A 16,326-nucleotide genomic window follows, 5' to 3' on the forward strand; every position below is an offset into this window, starting at 1 on the left:
TCTGTACGGACGCACAGCACCCGACCTGACGGTTTACTCCGACCTTTGACTCAACAGCTCCGGCGTGTCGCGCGCCGCGCGGCGGCCGGGACGGCCGGCCAGGAACGTCTCGACGGCCGACGCGGGCAGCGGCGGGGTGAAGTAGTCGCCCTGCATGAGGCGGCAACCCAACTCGCGCAGCCACTCGACCCGGTCGGCGCTCTCGACCCGTTCGGCCACCGCACGCAACCCGAGCGTCCGGCAGATCTCCAGGACCGCGCGGGTCAGCGCGGCGTCGACCAGCGGGTCGGACGGGGCGTCCAGCTCCCCGGCCCGGCCGAGCGCGGGATCGAGTTTCAGCACGTCGACCGGTATCTGACGCAGCAAAGCGAGCGACGACTGCCCGGTACCGAAGTCATCGACGGCGATCCGCACCCCGGTCCCACGCAGCTCGGTGACGCGTGCCGCGAGCGCGGCGGTGTCCCCGCTCACCGCCGACTCGGTCAGCTCCAGCACCAGCGCGTGCGCCGGCAGGCCGGTCTCGGTCAGCACCGAGTGGACCAGGTCGGGAAGCCCCGGGTCGAGCATGAGCCGCGCCGAGACGTTCACCGCGACGCCGACGCCGTACCGCTCGTACCACGGCCGCGCCTCGGCACACGCGGTCCGCAGCGCCCAGGTGCCGATCGGCACGCTCAGGCCGGCGGTCTCGGCCACCGGGAGGAATTCGCGGGACGGCACGGGCTCCCGGCCGGGCGGGGCCCAGCGGATCAGCGCCTCCACGACCGTCGGGCGGCCGGTGAACACGTCGATCGACGGCTGGTAGTGCAGGACGAACTCGTCGCGGGTGACGGCCTCGTGCAGCCCGGCGGCCAGCGCCGCCCGCTCGGCGTGCGCCGCGCTCAGCGTCGCGGAGAACACCGACACCTGGTTCTTGCCGTTCTGCTTCGCGGCGTAGAGCGCGAGGTCGGCGTCGCGCAGCAGGACGCCGGACAGCCCGACGCGCATGTCCTCGCCGATCACCCGGGCCCCGATGCTCGCGGTCACGCACAGCTCCCGGCCCTCGACCGGGTAGGGCTCCGCCACGACCTCGACGATCCGCCGGCCGAGCGCCACCGTTCCGGCCCGGTCGGCCCGGCCCAGCAGGATCGCGAACTCATCACCGCCGAGCCGGGCGACCACCGTGTCGGTGGCCGCCGCCGTGGCGTCGGCCCGGACCGCGGCGGATAGGCGATCGGCGGCGAGCCGGAGCAGGGCGTCACCGGCCGGATGGCCGAAGCCGTCGTTGACGGCCTTGAAGCCGTCCAGGTCGAGCAGGAGCAACGCGGGCCGGCTCCCCGACGGGAGCGCCGCCAGCGCATCGGTGAGCGCACCCCGGTTCGCCAGCCCGGTCAGCGCGTCACGCAGCGCACGCACCCGGGCGTCGGTGGCCTGCAGGTGCACCCGCAGCAGCAGCGCGATCGAGAGCACCGCCATGCCGGCCACCGGGACGACCACGTTGCGCCACGGGTCCAGCGGCGAGATCGTCAGCGCCGAGATCGTCAGCGCGATCGGTGGGGCCACGACCGCGACCAGGAACAGCGGGATCCGGGCGTTCGAACCACCCGCCGGCGGCGCGGGCACGCCGGCGGCGTGCAGCACCCACCAGCGCGACGCGGTCGCCGTGATGACGGCGGCGGCCAGCGTGACGGTCAGGGCCCACCCCGGGTCCTCGCGTTCGAACAGCGGACCCCACCAGAACAGGCTCGAGACCAGCACCAGCCCGATCGCGGCGACCAGCAGCCCGGTCTCGGCCCGCCCGTCCGCCACCAGCACGAGCCGGAGCACCGCCACCCACCCGGCCAGCGAGATCACCGTGAGCAGCACGACGGTGGCCAGCGCGCTCGGGCCGGAGGGCAGCACGACCACCCGCGAACCGACGAGCGTCGCCACGCTGGTGCCGATGCCGAAGCCGACCACGGTCAGGTCGACCAGCCCACCCCGGGCCGGCGTCAGGTTGGTCGCCCGGTGCAGCCGGACCAGGCCGACGACCACGGTCGTGAGCCCGCCGAGGTGGAGCAGGAACGCCAGCAGCGGATCGGGCTCTCCACCGGCCGAGAGGCGGACGGCGAGCGCCCCGTCGCCCAGCACGATGACCGTGATCCCGATCAGCGTCATCGGCGCGCCCGGGGCCGAGTAGCCGATCTCGGCGACCTGGTCCTGCAACGTGGTGAAGATCAGCCAGAGAACGACCGACGCGTAGAGCGAGACCGCCAGCTGGACCGGTACGAAAGGCAGCACACAGAGCGGTAGGGCGCCCACGAGTGGACGCCCCAAGCCGCGCAAAGGACCCGGGAGCCCCAGTGGTCGCGCTTTCGGCACGCCTTTAGCTATACAGGGCTCACGCTGAGTTAGATAGCACGAAGGGCCCCTCGCGGGGCCCTTCGTGTTGTTCAGGCGGCCCGGGCAGCCTCGCCCGCGGCCGGCTCGAGTGCGAGCGCGACCACGTCCGCCACGTCCTCCATCAGGTGGATCGTGAGCGCCTCACGCACGCTGGCCGGGACGTCGTCCAGGTCGGCGGCGTTGCGCGCCGGTAGCAGCACCTCGGTCAGCCCGGCCCGGTGCGCGGCGAGCAGCTTCTGCTTGACGCCACCGATCGGCAGCACCCGCCCGGTCAGCGAGACCTCACCGGTCATGCCGACCTCGGCCCGCACCATCCGGCCGGTGAGCAGCGACGCGAGCGCGGTGACCATGGTGACACCCGCGGACGGGCCGTCCTTCGGCACCGCACCGGCCGGCACGTGCACGTGCAACCGGCGCCCACGCAGGTCCTCGGGGTCGGCGCCGAAGCGGTCGCCCTGGCTGCGCAGGTAGGAGAGCGCGATGTGCGCCGACTCCTTCATGACGTCGCCCAGCTGGCCGGTGAGCACCAGCTCGGGCTCGCCGCTCTTGTCGCCCCCGGGAGCCGCGTTCGCCTCGATGAAGAGGACGTCGCCACCGGCACCGGTGACGGCCAGGCCGGTCGCCACGCCGGGAACCGCGGTGCGCTGGGCCGACTCCGGCGTGAACCGGGGGCGCCCCAGGTAGTCGGTGAGCGTGTCCTCGGTGATGTCCACCGGGGTGGTCGGCGGGTTGTCGCCGGCCAGCTTCGTCGCGACCTTCCGGAGCACCCGGGCGAGGGAACGCTCGAGCTGCCGGACGCCGGCCTCGTGGGTGTAGTCGCCCGCGATCAGCTTGAGCGCGCCCTCGTCGATCGTGACGTCGGTGCTGTCGAGGCCCGCCCGCTCCAGCTGGCGCTTCCACAGGTGGTCCCGCGCGATCGCGACCTTCTCGACCTCGGTGTAGCCGTCCAGGCGGACGACCTCCATCCGGTCGATCAGCGCCTCCGGGATCGCCTCGGCGACGTTCGCGGTGGCCAGGAACAGCACGTCGGACAGGTCGAGTTCGACCTCGAGGTAGTGGTCGCGGAACGTGTGGTTCTGCGCCGGGTCGAGCACCTCGAGCAGCGCCGCCGCGGGGTCACCGCGGTAGTCGGCCCCGATCTTGTCGACCTCGTCGAGCAGGACGACCGGGTTCATCGCGCCGGCCTCCTTGATCGCCCGCACGATGCGGCCCGCCTGCGCGCCGACGTAGGTGCGCCGGTGCCCGCGGATCTCCGCCTCGTCGCGGACGCCGCCGAGCGCCACCCGGACGAACTTGCGCCCGAGCGACCGGGCGACCGACTCGCCGAGCGAGGTCTTGCCGACGCCGGGAGGGCCGACGAGCGCGAGCACCGCGCCGCTCCCCCGCCCGCCGACGATCTCCAGACCGCGCGCGGCCCGCCGGTTGCGCACCGCCAGGTACTCCACGATCCGGTCCTTGACGTCGTCCAGACCGGCGTGGTCCTCGTCGAGCACCGCGCGGGCCTGGGTGACGTCGGTGGTGTCGTCGGTACGGTCGTTCCACGGGAGTTCGAGGACCGTGTCGAGCCAGGTGCGGATCCAGGACGCCTCCGGCGACTGGTCACCGGTGCGCTCCAGCTTGTCGACCTCGCGCAGCGCGGCCTTCTTCACCTTCTCCGGCAGGTCGGCGGCCTCGACGCGGGCCCGCGGGTCCGCCTCGGGGTTGTCGTCGTCGCCGGAGAGCTCGCCCAGCTCCTTGCGGATCGCGGTCAGCTGCTGGCGCAGCAGGAACTCGCGCTGGGTCTTCTCCATCGACTCGCGGACGTCGTCGCGGATGGTGGCCGCGACCTGCAGCTCGGCGAGCTGCTTCTTGCCCCAGGTGAGGACGTTGTCGAGTCGCTCGACGACCTCCGGGGTGTCGAGCAGCCGCAGCTTCTGCTCGGTCTCCAGGTACGGAGCCCAGCCGGCCACGTCGGCCAGCTCGCCCGGCTCGGTGATCCGGCGGATCATCTCGACGACCTGCCAGCCCGCTCCCTGGGTGGCCTCGTCGCGGTGACCCAGGATCTCCTGGACGACCTCGCGGTACTCGGCCGCGAGCCGGTCGACCTTCTCCTGGTCGGTCGCGGCGATCTTGTCGGGCATCGTGGTGGCCTCGACCCAGAGCGCGGCGCCGGGGCCGTTGACCCCCTGGCCGACCTTGGCGCGGGTCTGCGCGCGCAGCACCGCGGCCGGGCGGCCGTTGGGAAGGCGGCCGACCTGGTCGATCGTGGCCAGGACGCCGATCTCGTGGTACTTGCCGTCGATGCGCGGGACGATCAGCAGCTGGGCGTCGTCCTCGTTCGTGACCTTGGCCTTCGCCGAGTCGATCGCGGCGCGCTCTTCGCTGTCGAGCTCGACCGGGATGACCATTCCGGGAAGCACGACTGCGTCGGCCAGCGGGAGCACCGGCAGGGTGAGAGTGGTGACGGGCCCGCGCGGCCCGCCGGGGGATCGATCCATCGCCGTACCTCATAGCAGTCGGAAGTTGAGTGCACCCGACTCAATGCTTACAGCGTTGCGGTCATTCCCGCGGGGGTGGATGTTCGCTGTGAGCGGATGTTCCAGGCGGAATCGCCCGGGCGGATCGGACCACCCCGCGGACCGCGAGGCGCGAGAGCTACCGAAGTTCCGTTGCGGCTCAGCTGCTTCTGAAGCCCTGTCCGCGCGCTCGGGAGGAAGTCGAAGGCGCTGAGCCGTGCGGTGGCCGGGGTAGTGAAATGCCGCCGCCGAGCTACGCAGCCGATCAGCGGCCGGGTGGAGACCATGGTCCGGGCGTCGTGGCGATGCCGCCATCACTACGGTCGCGCGGCATCTCTGGCGCGCGATCACGGCCGAGCCGCGACGGTCGGCTTCCGGATCCGGCTGCTCGCACGCTGTTGCCCCTGATCATCAACGACGGACGCCGCAATGCGCCTGTCTGAGCCGACCCGCACCCATTCGCCCAATGGATCGCGCACGAAGGCGGGTCAGACGGCTATCGCCGAGCGCACGGAGGGATCCTCGGGGCCGGTTGTCGGCTCGCCGGCCCGGTTGAGGACCTCGATGGCCCAGCGCCAGCGTTTGCAGGGCCACGGTGGCGCCGACGGGCCCACCGCGCAGGTCAGGTACGGGCATTCACCTCGGTGGTCGGGTCGGTGCAGCTCGCGGAAGAGCTGCGCGGTCTCGATCTGTTCGGCGTCCGGGTTCTCTGGCAGGACGAAGCCTCCGCTTTCCATGCCGACGATCATACGACAGGTCGTACCTACGTGTCGACGAGATGTCGTAGAAACGACTCCCTATAGCGTCCGCCGCATGATCGATCCGCACGGGGACCGGGCCGTCTACCGTCAGCTGGCCGACCAGCTGCGCGCGAACATCAACAGCGGCGAGTACGGGCCGGGGAGCGGCGATCCCCTCCGAGGCCACGTTGATGCAGCGCTACGGCGTCGCCCGTAACACCGTGCGGCTGGCGATGGTGATGCTCCGCGAGGAGGGTCTGGTGGTCACCCACCACGGCCGCGGCACGTTCGTCCGCGAGTCGCTCCCGATCCGCACGATCTCGTCGGAGCGGTACCGGGCGGCGCTGACGTCTCCGGAGCCGGGCGAGTACCGCTCCGAGGTCACCCACCAGGAGATCCCGGCCACCGCCCAGGTCGCCGGCCTGCTCGACGTCCCCGTCGGCACGCCGGTGCTGGAGCGGCGGATCCTCTTCCTCGACGGCAGCCTGCCGCAGCAGCTGAGCACGTCCTACATCCCGGCGGAGCTGGTCGCGGGTACGCCGGTGGCCGATCCGCAGCGCGAACCGTGGGCCGGCGGCACGATCGCCGCCCTGGCCGGCATCGACGTGCGGGTCACGTCGGTGCGCGAGCTGGTCCGCGCCCGGATGCCGCTGCCCGACGAGACCCGTTCGCTCGCGGTCGCGGTCGGCACGCCGATGCTCACGGTCACCCGCACGATGTTCGCGGGCGACCGGCCGGTCGAGGCCGCGGTGGACATCGTCGTGCCTGGTGACCGGGGCGAGTTGGAGTACCGGATCGACCTCGACGATTGAATTTCCGGTGAGCGGGCAGTGTCGCTGACATGACCGCCGATTCGCTCACCGACCGGGCTCTGGGTGACCCTCCGCGCGAAGAGTCCGAGGCCCAGCGGCTCGACCGCAACTTGAACGAACTGCTGCAGGAACTGCGTGTCGCGCAGACCGGCGTGCAGATCCTGTTCGCGTTCTTACTCACGCTGGTGTTCCAGCAGCGTTTCTCCGAGGTGGACGCGTTCGGCCGCTCCGTCTACATCGGTGCGCTCGGCTGCGCGTTACTCTCGAGCGGCTTCCTCATCGCTCCGGTCGGCTATCACCGTCTGGTGTTCCGGCGCGCGATGAAAGGTGAGGTCGTCCGCACCGCGAACGTGTTCGCGCTGATCGGCTTGGCGTTCCTGTCGGTCGCGCTCGGCGGTGCGCTGACCGTCATCCTCGACGTGATGTTCAGCAAGGAGACGGCGATGGTCGGCGGCGCCGTCGCGCTGGTGTTCCTGGCCGTGCTGTGGTTCGCGATCCCCTGGGTGCGGGTGCGCGCCAAGCGCGGCGACTCCGGCGCCGAGGGCCACTAGTCTTCCGGCGGCGTCTCGATCTCGCCGCGCTCGTCGGCGGCCAGGACGGCCACGGCCCAGCGGTGGCGGGCGCACGGCCACAGCGCGGGTGTGTAGTGGGTCGCGCTGGCGCAGTAGGACCGATCGTGGGCGTCGGGCGCAGAAGGCTGGTGCATCGTCAGCAGCCGGTGTGCAGTTTCGACGTCTTCCTGCACGAGTGGCCGGTGGTAATGCACTACCCCTCCCCTTCGCGCTCCGATCACGCGGACCATGACACATTTCCCCATTCATTGAGAACGCATTCGCCGCCGCCGTCCACCCTTTGGGGCCGGAATCTGACGGATCGGTTGGCCGCGTTAAGTCCGCTGCGTCCCAAGCGTCTCTCCCCTCTCCTCAGCGAACGCCGGTCACCTCCCGAAGGGAACGAGGCGACCGGCGTTCGGCGAAGGGTCAGGACCGGCGCAGCTTGATCCGCGTGCGGTACTGCGCGGCCAGCACCAGGAACAGCGCCAGGAAGAACATGATCGAGCCGATCACGTTGATCTGCGGCGGCACCCCGCGCTGGTTGGCTCCGAAGACGAACATCGGGAACGTCACGAGGTTGCCCGAGTTGAAGTTCGTGACGATGAAGTCGTCGAAGCTGAGCGAGAACGACAGCAGCGCCGCCGCGACGATGCCCGGCAGCACCAGCGGCAACGTCACCCGCCGGAACACCTGGTACGGCGTGGCGTAGAGGTCGGCCGCGGCCTGTTCCAGCCGCGGATCCATGCCCTGCAACCGCGCTTTCACGGTGACGACGACGAAGCTCATGCAGAAGAGCACGTGCGAGATGAACAGCGTGGTGAACCCGCGGTCGAGACCGCCCTGCACGAACAGCGCGAGCAGCGAGGAGCCCATGACCACCTCGGGCGTGGCCATCGGGAGGAACACCAGCAGGTTCGTCGGCTGACGTCCGCGGAAGCGGTGACGCACCAGCGCGAACGCCAGCAGGGTGCCGAGCACGGTGGCGCCCAGCGTCGCCAGGAGACCCAGCCGGATCGACAGCCAGAGGCTGTCGCACATGCCGCCGATGCCGCAGACGTCGGTCCACGCGTCCAGCGAGAACTCGTGCCAGGCGAAGTTGAAGCGCCCGACCGGCTTGTTGAACGAGAAGATGAACACGACCACGACGGGGAGCAGGAGGTAGCCCAGCGCGGCGAGCCCGGCGAACGTCACCAGGTGCTCGCGCACCCAGGTCAGCGCGGCCGAGAGCGGGGAGCGCGGCGGTGCGGCGCGGTGGCCGCCCCGGTTCTGCGTGAGGGTCGCCATCAGACCAGTTCCTCCGTCCCGGCCCGGCGCACGTAGACGAGCACCATCGAGATGATCACGACCATCAGGATCACCGAGAGCGCGGCCGCGCCCGGATAGTCCAGCGAGACCAGGAACTTGCTCTGGACGACGTTGCCGATCATCGACGTCTGCGGAGTGCCGAGGAACTCCACGTTGACGTAGTCGCCGGCCGCCGGGATGAACGTCAGCAGCGTCCCCCCGACCACGCCCGGGAGCGACAGCGGGAACGTCACCTTGCGGAACGTCGTGAACGCGTTCGCGTACAGGTCACCGGCCGCTTCGAGCAACCGGCCGTCGAGGCGCTCCAGGCTCGTGTAGAGCGGCAGCGTCATGAACGGCAGGAAGTTGTAGGTGAGACCGCAGACGACGGCGATCGGCGTCGCCAGCAGACGGTCGTCGGTGAACGACAGCAGGCCGACCGCGCGCAGCACGTCGGCGACCCAGCCCTCGTCGGCCAGGATGATCTTCCAGGCCAGCGTCCGCACCAGGAAGCTGGTGAAGAACGGCGCGACGACGAGGATCAGCAGCACGTTGCGCCAGCGCCCGGCCTTGAACGCGATCGTGTACGCCAGCGGGTACGCGATGATCAGCGCGGCGACCGTCGCCAGCCCGGCGTAGACGAGCGAGCGCAGGAACTGGGGCGCGTAGTCGCTGATGACCTGGCCGTAGATGCCGAAGTTCCAGGTCAGCGAGTAGCCGAGCTCGAGCGAGCCCTCCTGGAGCGATTGGCTGATCAGCGTGATCGTCGGGATGACGAAGAACACGGCCAGCCAGAGCAGCCCCGGCAGCACCAGCAGGTACGCCGTCGACTTCCGTGCGTTCATGACACCGACCCGGCGGGCACGCCGCCCAGCTCGGGGTCGATGATCTGGCCGGCGTGGATGTCCTGGCTGCCGTCCAGGCCGAACGCGGACGCCGGATCCCAGTGGATCTGCACCTCGTGGCCCGGCCGGGGGCCGAGGTCGGAGGTGAGGTTCTGCGCGAAGACCGAGAGCGTCTGCCCCCAGCGGGTGCGCACCTGGTACTGGGTGCTGACGCCGATGAAGCTGGAGTCGACGACCTGGACGTCGATGCGGTTGTGCCGGTCGGGCACCGGAGCGCCGTTGGGGCTCAGGTGCAGCTTCTCCGGGCGGACGCCGACGTAGAGCCGGTTCGCGTTGGACGCCGACCGGTTCGCCGGCAGCGCCACCCGGTATCCGGAGACGTCGAGCAGCAGGTCCCCGCCCGACCGGCCGGTGACGTTCCCGGCGAGCAGGTTGGACTGGCCGAGGAAGTTGGCGACGAAGACCGTGGCCGGGGTCTCGTAGAGCTCGACCGGGCCGCCGAGCTGCTCGACCCGGCCCTGGTTCATGACCGCGATCGTGTCGGCCATCGACATGGCCTCTTCCTGGTCGTGCGTGACGTGCACGAACGTCGACCGGACGCCGGTCTGGATCTGCTTGAGCTCGAGCTGCATCTGGCGACGCAATTTGAGGTCGAGCGCTCCGAGCGGCTCGTCGAGCAGCAGCACCTGCGGGCGGTTGACGAGCGCGCGGGCCAGCGCGACGCGCTGCTGCTGGCCACCGGAGAGCTGGGTCGGCTTGCGCTGGGCCAGGTCGCCCAGCTCCACCATCGCCAGCGCCTCGCTGACCTTGTTCCGGACGTCGGACTGGCGTCGCCGGCGCAGGCCGAACGCGACGTTCTCGAAGATCGTCAGGTGCGGGAAGAGCGCGTAGCTCTGGAACACCGTGTTGACCGGCCGCTGGTACGGCTTCTTCGTCGTGATGTCGTCCTGGCCCAGCAGGATCCGGCCCTCGGTGGGCTCCTCGAGCCCGCCGATCATCCGCAGCGTGGTCGTCTTCCCGCAGCCCGACGGGCCGAGCAGCGCGAAGAACGACCCCTCCGGGATCGTCAGCGACAGGTTGTCGACGGCCGTCATCGGCCCGAAGCGCTTCGAGACCTCGAGCAGCCGGAGGTCCCGCCCCGTCCCCGGCGCGGTCACGCGCCGATGACCTTCGCGAACTTGTCCGCGAACGAACGCTCGGTGGCGTCGTCCAACGCCTTGAACGTGTGCAGCTTGGACAGGGTGGCTTCGGTCGGGAAGATCAGCTCGTTCTTCGCCAGCTGGGGATCGGTCTTGGCGACGATCTCCTTCGCGCCGACGACCGGGCAGATGTAGTTGACGTACGCCGTGAGCTCGGCCGCGACCTTGGGGTCGTAGTAGTAGTTCATCAGCAGCTCGGCGTTCTTCTTGTGAGCCGCCTTGTTCGGGATCATCATGTTGTCGTTCGCGCGGGTCGCGCCGGCTTCCGGCGTCACGAACTGGATCTTCGGGTTGTCGTTCTGGAGCTGGACGATGTCCCCGGACCACGCGATGCAGGCCGCGACGTTCCCGGCCGCCAGGTCCTGGGTGTAGTCGTTGCCGGTGAAGCGGCGGATCTGGCCGCTCTTCACGGCCGCCTCCAGCGTCGCCAGCGCCTCGTCGAACTGCGCCTCGGTGACCGACGCCGGGTCGGCCCCGTTCTCCAGCAGGATCAGCCCCATCGTGTCGCGCATCTCGGTCAGCGCGGTGACCTTGCCCTTGAGGTCCGACCGGGTGAGCAGGTCGGTCACGTTGTCGACCTTGCCGGTGACGTCGCTGTTGTAGGCGATACCGGCCATGACGCCGGCCCAGGGCAGCGAGTACTCGCGCGCGGAGTCGAACTCCACCTCGGTGAGCGAGGGCTGGATGTTCTTCTTGTTCGGGACGTTCGCCGCGTCCATCTTCTGGACCCACTTGAGCCGGATGAGCCGGGCGGCCATCCAGTCGGTGAGCACCATGACGTCGCGCTTGATGTCGTTGCCGGCCGCGAGGTCGGCGCGGACCTTCCCGAAGAACTGGTCGTTGTCGTTGATGTCCTCGACGTAGTTGACCTTGATGCCGGTCTGCTGGGTGAACCCGTCGAGGGTCGGGTGGACCTTCTCGTCGTTCTCCGCCACGTCGATGTACAGCGGCCAGTTGGAGAAGTTGACGATCTTGTCCTTGTCGGACAGGTCGGAGGCGGCGGCCTGGTCGGCCTCGGTCTTCTGGGCACCCTTCGTGCCGCACGCCGCGAGCAGCGGTCCGCTTGCAGCCAGTAAGCCGGCCGCACCGGCGCTACGGAGCACCGACCGACGCGACAGCAGCTGGCGCAGCGACCGCATTACGTCCGGGTCGACATCCGTCATCGGAGCTGCTCCTTCAGATACTTCGGCGGACCGCCGGTAGCGGACCGTGATTAGTTGAGTGTGCCGGGTTAATGCTGCCGCTAACGAGGCGGCTGTGGCCAGCGGGTCGGAAAATTACGCATCCCGGAACACTGTCCGGTGCCACGGTTTGGCGGCCTTCGCCGTCAGGTCGTACATGACGTGCTTGACGGCGGTGTATTCCTCGAACGAGTACGTCGACATGTCCTTACCGAAGCCCGAGGCTTTGACGCCGCCGTGTGGCATTTCGCTGATGATCGGGATGTGGTCGTTGACCCAGACGCAGCCGGAGCGGATCGTGCGGGTCGCATGCAGGGCACGGTGCACGTCCCGGGTCCAGACCGAAGCGGCCAGACCGTAGGGCGTGTCGTTGGCCAGCGCGATCGCCTCGTCCAGGTCGGAGTCGTCTCCACCCTGGTGGGCCGAACCACCCCCGAACGGCACGGCGACCAGAACCGGACCGAAAATCTCCTTCTGAACTATCTCCGAGTCTTGCCCGACATCGACGATCAGCGTCGGCGCATAGTACGAACCTCTGATCAGTTCGTCGGTCTTCGGGATCTCGCCGCCGACGACCACGCGCGCGCCGTAACCGCGGGCCCGGTCGACGAAGCCCGCCACCCGCTCCTGCTGGGCGCGGTGGATGAGCGGGCCCTGGTCGGTCGCCGGGTCGAGCGGCGCGCCCAGCCGGACCCCGGCCATCAGCTCGGCGACCCGGTCGACGAACTCGGCGAAGCGGGAGCGGTGGACGTACGCGCGGGTGGCCGCGGTGCAGTCCTGGCCGGTGTTGATCAGGGCGCCGGCCACGGCACCGTGCGCGGCGGCCTCGAGGTCGGCGTCGTCGAGTACGACGAACGGAGCCTTGCCGCCGAGCTCGAGGTGGATGCGCTTGGGGCCCTGGCTCGCCAGCTCCATGACCCGGCGGCCGACCGCCGAGGAACCGGTGAACGACACCATGCTCACGTCCGTGTGGGAGATGAGCGCCTCGCCCGCTTCCCGTCCGACCCCCGTGATCACGTTGACGACCCCCGCCGGTGCACCCGCCTCGGTGGCCAGTTCCGCGAGGCGCAGCGACGTCAGCGGCGTGTTCTCGGCCGGCTTGAGGACGATCGTGTTGCCGGCGGCGATGGCGGGCAGGATCTTCCAGGCCGCCATCTGCAGCGGGTAGTTCCACGGTGCGATCGAGCCGACGACGCCGATCGGCTCCCGGCGCACCATCGACGTGTGGTCGGGCGAGTACTCGGCGGCGGCCTTCCCGGCCAGTTCACGGGCGGCGCCGGCGAAGAACGCGGTGTTGTCGACCGTGCCCGGCACGTCGAACTCGGTCGAGAGCCGGATCGGCTTGCCGGTCTGCCTGCTCTCGAGCTCGGCGAGGTCGGCGGCCTCGGCGTCGAGCAGCGCGGCCAGCTTCGTGAGCACGGCCGAGCGCTCGCCGGGCGTGGCCCGCGACCACTCCTCGAACGCCGCCCCGGCCGCCGCGACGGCCCGATCGACGTCGTCGGAGTTCGCGAGCTCCACCGACTCGACGGCCTCCCCCGTGGCGGGGTCGATCACGTCGTAGGGGGTTCCGCTCGAACCGCGTGCCCGTTGCCCGGCGATGTACTGGTGCACCCGTAGACCGTCCTCTTCTCGCGCCGCGAGATTACAACCGATCCAGGCCCTGGAATCGGTCGGATGGGCCTGAGAATGACAGGCACGGCCGTAATCGGGCAAGGAATCCGTGAAACAATACGGTCTCAGATGATGAATCCGTTGTGGAACCTCGGAAACGTCTTGGTAACCGGGGTTCTCGTAGGTCCGTTTTAGGGGTATCCGCATGGCCGAATCAGCTCTCAGCCTCTGGCTCGACGGGCGGACGCCCGGGCCGGCGGACCGCCGGGCCGGGTTGTCGGGCGACCTGGCCGTCGACGTCGCGATCGTCGGGGCCGGCTTCACCGGCCTGTGGACCGCCTACTATCTCGCCGCCGCCGATCCCTCGCTGCGCATCGCGGTGCTCGAGGCCGAGTTCGCCGGATTCGGTGCCTCCGGGCGCAACGGCGGCTGGTGCTCGGCGCTCTTCCCGGCCTCCACCGCCCGGGTCGCCGGGGACCACGGCCGGGACGCGGCGATCGCGCTGCGCCGCGCGTTGTTCGACACCGTCGACGAGGTGGGCCGGGTCGCGGTGGCCGAGAACCTGGACATCGACTGGGCCAAGGGCGGCACGCTGACGCTCGCGGCCGGAGCGGCCCAGGAGGCGCGGCTGCGCGCGGAACTCGAGGACGAGCGGCAGTGGGGCTTCGGGGACGCCGACTACCGCTGGCTGAACGCCGACGAGGCGCGGGCCCGGGTCGGGGTCGCGACCGACGTCCGCGGCGCGCTCTACACGCCGCACTGCGCGGCGATCCACCCGGCGAAGCTGGCCCGGGGGCTGGCCGAGCTGGTCACGGCGCGCGGCGTCGAGCTGTTCGAGGGAACCCGGGTGACCCGCCTGGAGCCCGGGCGCGCGGTGACGGACGCCGGAACCGTCACGGCCGACGTCGTGATCCGGGCGACCGAGGGGTACACCCCGTCGCTGCCGGGCCACCGGCGGGCGGTGGCGCCGCTGTACTCGCTGATGATCGCCACCGAGCCGCTGCCGGCCTGGTTCTTCGAGAGCGTCGGCTGGCGGTCGCGGGAGACGCTCACCGACGGCCGGCACCTGATCATCTACGCGCAGCGCACCGCCGACGACCGGATCGCGCTGGGCGGGAGGGGTGCGCCGTACCCGTACGGGTCGAAGCTGCGTGACGAGGCCGAACGCGACCAGGCGGTGTTCGCCGCCCTGCACCGGACGCTGCTGGAGATGTTCCCGGGCGCCTCCGGGGCCGCGATCACGCACACCTGGGGCGGGCCGCTGGGCGTGCCGCGCGACTGGCACGCGTCGGTGGGGCTCGATCGCTCCACCGGCGTGGGGTGGGCCGGCGGGTACGTCGGTGACGGCGTCGCGACGACGAACCTCGCCGGGCGGACGCTCACCGACCTGGTGCTGAAGCGGGACACCGAGCTGACCCGCCTGCCCTGGGTAGGCCACCGCTCCCCGCAGTGGGAACCGGAGCCGCTCCGCTGGCTAGGCATGAGCGGCGGCCTCTGGGCCATGACCACCGCCGACAAGGTCGAAGCCCGCACCGGCACACCGGCTCGCCGAGCGTCGTTCATGCAGGGCTTGTTAGGCGGTTGAGGCGGCAAAGCCGCCGTTGTGTACTGACCTGGAGCCCGCCCAGGGCAACGCTGCCAGTCGAGCGCGAATCCGCCGCGTATAGCTGATACTCAAGGGTTCGTGCTCGCCTGGCGGCGTTGTTCTGGGCGGGCCGCCCACTACCCCTCGATGTTCGACATTACGTGCTTGACGCGGGTGTAGTCCTCGAGGCCGTACATGCTCAGGTCCTTGCCGTAGCCGGAGTGCTTGAAGCCTCCGTGCGGCATCTCGGCGACGAGCGGGATGTGGGTGTTGATCCACACGCACCCGAAGTCGAGCTTCTTGGCCATCCGCATCGCCCGGCCGTGGTCCTTCGTCCACACCGACGACGCCAGCCCGTACTTGACCCCGTTGGCCCAGCGCAGCGCCTCGGCCTCGTCGGAGAACTTCTGCACGGTGATGACCGGCCCGAACACCTCGTTCTGGACGATCTCGTCGTTCTGGTTCAGGCCCGAAACGACCGTGGGGGCGTAGAAGAAGCCCCGGTCGCCGACGCGCGCGCCACCGGCGTCGAGGGAAGCGTGGTCGGGCAGCCGGTCGATGAACCCAGTGACCTTCTCCAGCTGAGCGGCGGAGTTCACCGGCCCGTAGAGCGCGTCGGCGTTGTCCGGAGCCCCCGTGACCGTGCCGCGCGCCTGCTCGGCCAGCGCCGCCACGAAGTCGTTGTGCAGGTGCGGGGCCACCAGCACCCGGGTCGCCGCGGTGCAGTCCTGCCCGGCGTTGAAGTACCCGGCGACCGCGATCGCCTCCGCCGCGGCCTCGATGTCCGCGTCGTCGAACACGATCACCGGCGCCTTGCCGCCGAGCTCGAGGTGCACGCGCTTGAGATCCTTCGCGGCACTCCCCGCGACCTCCATGCCGGCGCGGACCGAGCCGGTGATCGAGACCATGTCGACGTCCTCGTGCTCGACCAGCGCGCGACCGGTGTCGCGGTCGCCGGTGATCACGTTGAACACGCCCTCGGGCAGGAACTCGGCCGCGATCTCGGCCAGCAGCAGCGTCGACGCCGGCGTGGTGTCCGACGGCTTGAGCACCACGGTGTTGCCCGCCGCGATCGCCGGCGCGAACTTCCACACCGCCATCATCATCGGGTAGTTCCACGGCGCCACCTGCCCGCAGACCCCGACCGGCTCGCGCCGGATGAACGAGGTGTGCCCGGCCATGTACTCGCCGGCCGACTTGCCCTCCAGCACCCGGGCCGCCCCGGCGAAGAAGCGGATCTGGTCGACCATCGGCGGAATTTCTTCCTCGGTCGTCAGCTGGAGCGGCTTGCCGGTGTTCTCCGACTCGACCTTCACCAGTTCGTCGGCGCGCGCCTCGATCGCGTCGGCGATCTTCAGCAGTGCCTTCTGCCGTTCGCTGGGCGTCGAGTCGCGCCACGACTCGAACGCGACCCGGGCGGTCTTGACGGCGGTGTCCACATCCGCGGCACCGGAGAGCGGGGCGCTCGTGTACACCTCGCCCGTGCTCGGGTCCACCACGTCCGTCGTCCGTCCGTCGCCGGCAGCCGTCTGCTTGCCACCGACGAAGTTGTGCAGCGTCATCGTCTCTCCGTAATGTCACCTTGAGCTGACTTGTCCGCGAAGCACCTCCTATCTCATTGCATCCGTAACGGAATCCGCAAGAAGAAGGCGGAAACTCAAC

Annotated in this window: 14 protein-coding genes; 4 read left to right on the forward strand and 10 right to left on the reverse strand. The window is 70.2% G+C overall.

The genetic code is table 11. The annotated features are described in order from the left end of the window. Window positions 1–33: 33 nt before the first annotated feature. The 3 genes from CRYAR_RS43965 to CRYAR_RS32830 all read right to left on the reverse strand — a co-directional run bounded on the left by CRYAR_RS43965 (window position 34) and on the right by CRYAR_RS32830 (window position 5,602). Window positions 34–2,256, reverse strand: coding sequence for a putative bifunctional diguanylate cyclase/phosphodiesterase (locus CRYAR_RS43965; RefSeq protein WP_051571256.1), 2,223 nt, complete (start codon window positions 2,254–2,256; stop codon window positions 34–36). 152 nt (window positions 2,257–2,408) lie between these two features. Further along, the gene (gene lon, locus CRYAR_RS32825; protein ID WP_051571257.1) at window positions 2,409–4,835 is read right to left on the reverse strand and encodes an endopeptidase La; all 2,427 of its coding nucleotides are present in this window, start codon (window positions 4,833–4,835) and stop codon (window positions 2,409–2,411) included. Window positions 4,836–5,341: 506 nt separating this feature from the next. Further along, a complete protein-coding gene (locus CRYAR_RS32830; RefSeq protein ID WP_035857090.1) occupies window positions 5,342–5,602 on the reverse strand; it encodes a hypothetical protein in 261 nt (86 codons plus the stop codon). A gap of 64 nt (window positions 5,603–5,666) precedes the next feature. Here CRYAR_RS32830 and CRYAR_RS47690 point away from each other — a divergent pair, with 64 nt between their 5' ends. The 3 genes from CRYAR_RS47690 to CRYAR_RS32840 are packed head-to-tail and all read left to right on the forward strand — an operon-like array spanning window position 5,667 to window position 6,956. Beyond that, window positions 5,667–5,810, forward strand: a complete 144-nt coding sequence (locus CRYAR_RS47690) for a hypothetical protein (protein WP_157018268.1) — start codon at window positions 5,667–5,669, stop codon at window positions 5,808–5,810. After that, window positions 5,785–6,405: a GntR family transcriptional regulator gene (locus CRYAR_RS32835; RefSeq protein WP_051571258.1), complete on the forward strand. Its 621-nt coding sequence runs from the start codon at window positions 5,785–5,787 to the stop codon at window positions 6,403–6,405. Before CRYAR_RS47690 ends, CRYAR_RS32835 begins: the two co-directional genes overlap by 26 nt. A gap of 29 nt (window positions 6,406–6,434) precedes the next feature. After that, complete coding sequence (locus CRYAR_RS32840; protein ID WP_035857091.1) at window positions 6,435–6,956, forward strand: DUF6328 family protein; 522 nt, start codon at window positions 6,435–6,437, stop codon at window positions 6,954–6,956. Here CRYAR_RS32840 and CRYAR_RS32845 read toward each other — a convergent pair. The 6 genes from CRYAR_RS32845 to CRYAR_RS32870 all read right to left on the reverse strand — a co-directional run bounded on the left by CRYAR_RS32845 (window position 6,953) and on the right by CRYAR_RS32870 (window position 13,079). Next, window positions 6,953–7,171, reverse strand: a complete 219-nt coding sequence (locus CRYAR_RS32845) for a hypothetical protein (RefSeq protein ID WP_035857093.1) — start codon at window positions 7,169–7,171, stop codon at window positions 6,953–6,955. The genes CRYAR_RS32840 and CRYAR_RS32845 overlap by 4 nt on opposite strands. Before the next feature lie 214 nt (window positions 7,172–7,385). Continuing rightward, entirely contained in the window at window positions 7,386–8,243 is an 858-nt protein-coding gene (locus tag CRYAR_RS32850) for an ABC transporter permease (protein WP_084701256.1), read from the reverse strand. Then, window positions 8,243–9,088, reverse strand: a complete 846-nt coding sequence (locus CRYAR_RS32855) for an ABC transporter permease (RefSeq protein WP_084701258.1) — start codon at window positions 9,086–9,088, stop codon at window positions 8,243–8,245. Before CRYAR_RS32855 ends, CRYAR_RS32850 begins: the two co-directional genes overlap by 1 nt. After that, window positions 9,085–10,245 (reverse strand): ABC transporter ATP-binding protein, encoded by a 1,161-nt coding sequence (locus tag CRYAR_RS32860; RefSeq protein ID WP_035857094.1) that lies wholly within the window; start codon window positions 10,243–10,245, stop codon window positions 9,085–9,087. The genes CRYAR_RS32855 and CRYAR_RS32860 overlap by 4 nt, the downstream gene beginning before the upstream one ends. After that, window positions 10,242–11,426, reverse strand: coding sequence for a polyamine ABC transporter substrate-binding protein (locus CRYAR_RS32865; protein ID WP_035857096.1), 1,185 nt, complete (start codon window positions 11,424–11,426; stop codon window positions 10,242–10,244). The genes CRYAR_RS32860 and CRYAR_RS32865 overlap by 4 nt, the downstream gene beginning before the upstream one ends. A gap of 138 nt (window positions 11,427–11,564) precedes the next feature. Further along, complete coding sequence (locus CRYAR_RS32870) at window positions 11,565–13,079, reverse strand: gamma-aminobutyraldehyde dehydrogenase (RefSeq protein WP_035857097.1); 1,515 nt, start codon at window positions 13,077–13,079, stop codon at window positions 11,565–11,567. A 205-nt stretch (window positions 13,080–13,284) separates the two neighbouring features. Here CRYAR_RS32870 and CRYAR_RS32875 point away from each other — a divergent pair, with 205 nt between their 5' ends. Next, window positions 13,285–14,664, forward strand: coding sequence for an NAD(P)/FAD-dependent oxidoreductase (locus CRYAR_RS32875; RefSeq protein ID WP_035857098.1), 1,380 nt, complete (start codon window positions 13,285–13,287; stop codon window positions 14,662–14,664). A gap of 137 nt (window positions 14,665–14,801) precedes the next feature. Here CRYAR_RS32875 and CRYAR_RS32880 read toward each other — a convergent pair whose 3' ends face one another. After that, window positions 14,802–16,226 carry a gamma-aminobutyraldehyde dehydrogenase gene (locus CRYAR_RS32880; protein ID WP_035857100.1) on the reverse strand — a complete coding sequence of 475 codons (1,425 nt, stop codon included), beginning with the start codon at window positions 16,224–16,226 and terminating at the stop codon, window positions 14,802–14,804. Window positions 16,227–16,326: the final 100 nt, after the last annotated feature.

The sequence above is a fragment of the Cryptosporangium arvum DSM 44712 genome, assembly GCF_000585375.1.
Classification (GTDB): Bacteria; Actinomycetota; Actinomycetes; order Mycobacteriales; family Cryptosporangiaceae; genus Cryptosporangium; species Cryptosporangium arvum.

What these genes read in the sequence shown, in the direction of transcription:
- CRYAR_RS32840 (WP_035857091.1), top strand. Translation starts at nt 6,435, where the DNA reads ATGACCGCCGATTCGCTCACCGACCGGGCTCTGGGTGACCCTCCGCGC.
- CRYAR_RS47690 (WP_157018268.1), top strand. Translation starts at nt 5,667, where the DNA reads ATGATCGATCCGCACGGGGACCGGGCCGTCTACCGTCAGCTGGCCGAC.
- CRYAR_RS32835 (WP_051571258.1), top strand. Translation starts at nt 5,785, where the DNA reads ATGCAGCGCTACGGCGTCGCCCGTAACACCGTGCGGCTGGCGATGGTG.
- CRYAR_RS32875 (WP_035857098.1), top strand. Translation starts at nt 13,285, where the DNA reads ATGGCCGAATCAGCTCTCAGCCTCTGGCTCGACGGGCGGACGCCCGGG.
- CRYAR_RS32880 (WP_035857100.1), bottom strand. Translation starts at nt 16,226, where the DNA reads ATGACGCTGCACAACTTCGTCGGTGGCAAGCAGACGGCTGCCGGCGAC.
- CRYAR_RS32830 (WP_035857090.1), bottom strand. Translation starts at nt 5,602, where the DNA reads ATGATCGTCGGCATGGAAAGCGGAGGCTTCGTCCTGCCAGAGAACCCG.
- CRYAR_RS32850 (WP_084701256.1), bottom strand. Translation starts at nt 8,243, where the DNA reads ATGGCGACCCTCACGCAGAACCGGGGCGGCCACCGCGCCGCACCGCCG.
- CRYAR_RS32855 (WP_084701258.1), bottom strand. Translation starts at nt 9,088, where the DNA reads ATGAACGCACGGAAGTCGACGGCGTACCTGCTGGTGCTGCCGGGGCTG.
- CRYAR_RS32865 (WP_035857096.1), bottom strand. Translation starts at nt 11,426, where the DNA reads ATGCGGTCGCTGCGCCAGCTGCTGTCGCGTCGGTCGGTGCTCCGTAGC.
- lon (WP_051571257.1), bottom strand. Translation starts at nt 4,835, where the DNA reads ATGGATCGATCCCCCGGCGGGCCGCGCGGGCCCGTCACCACTCTCACC.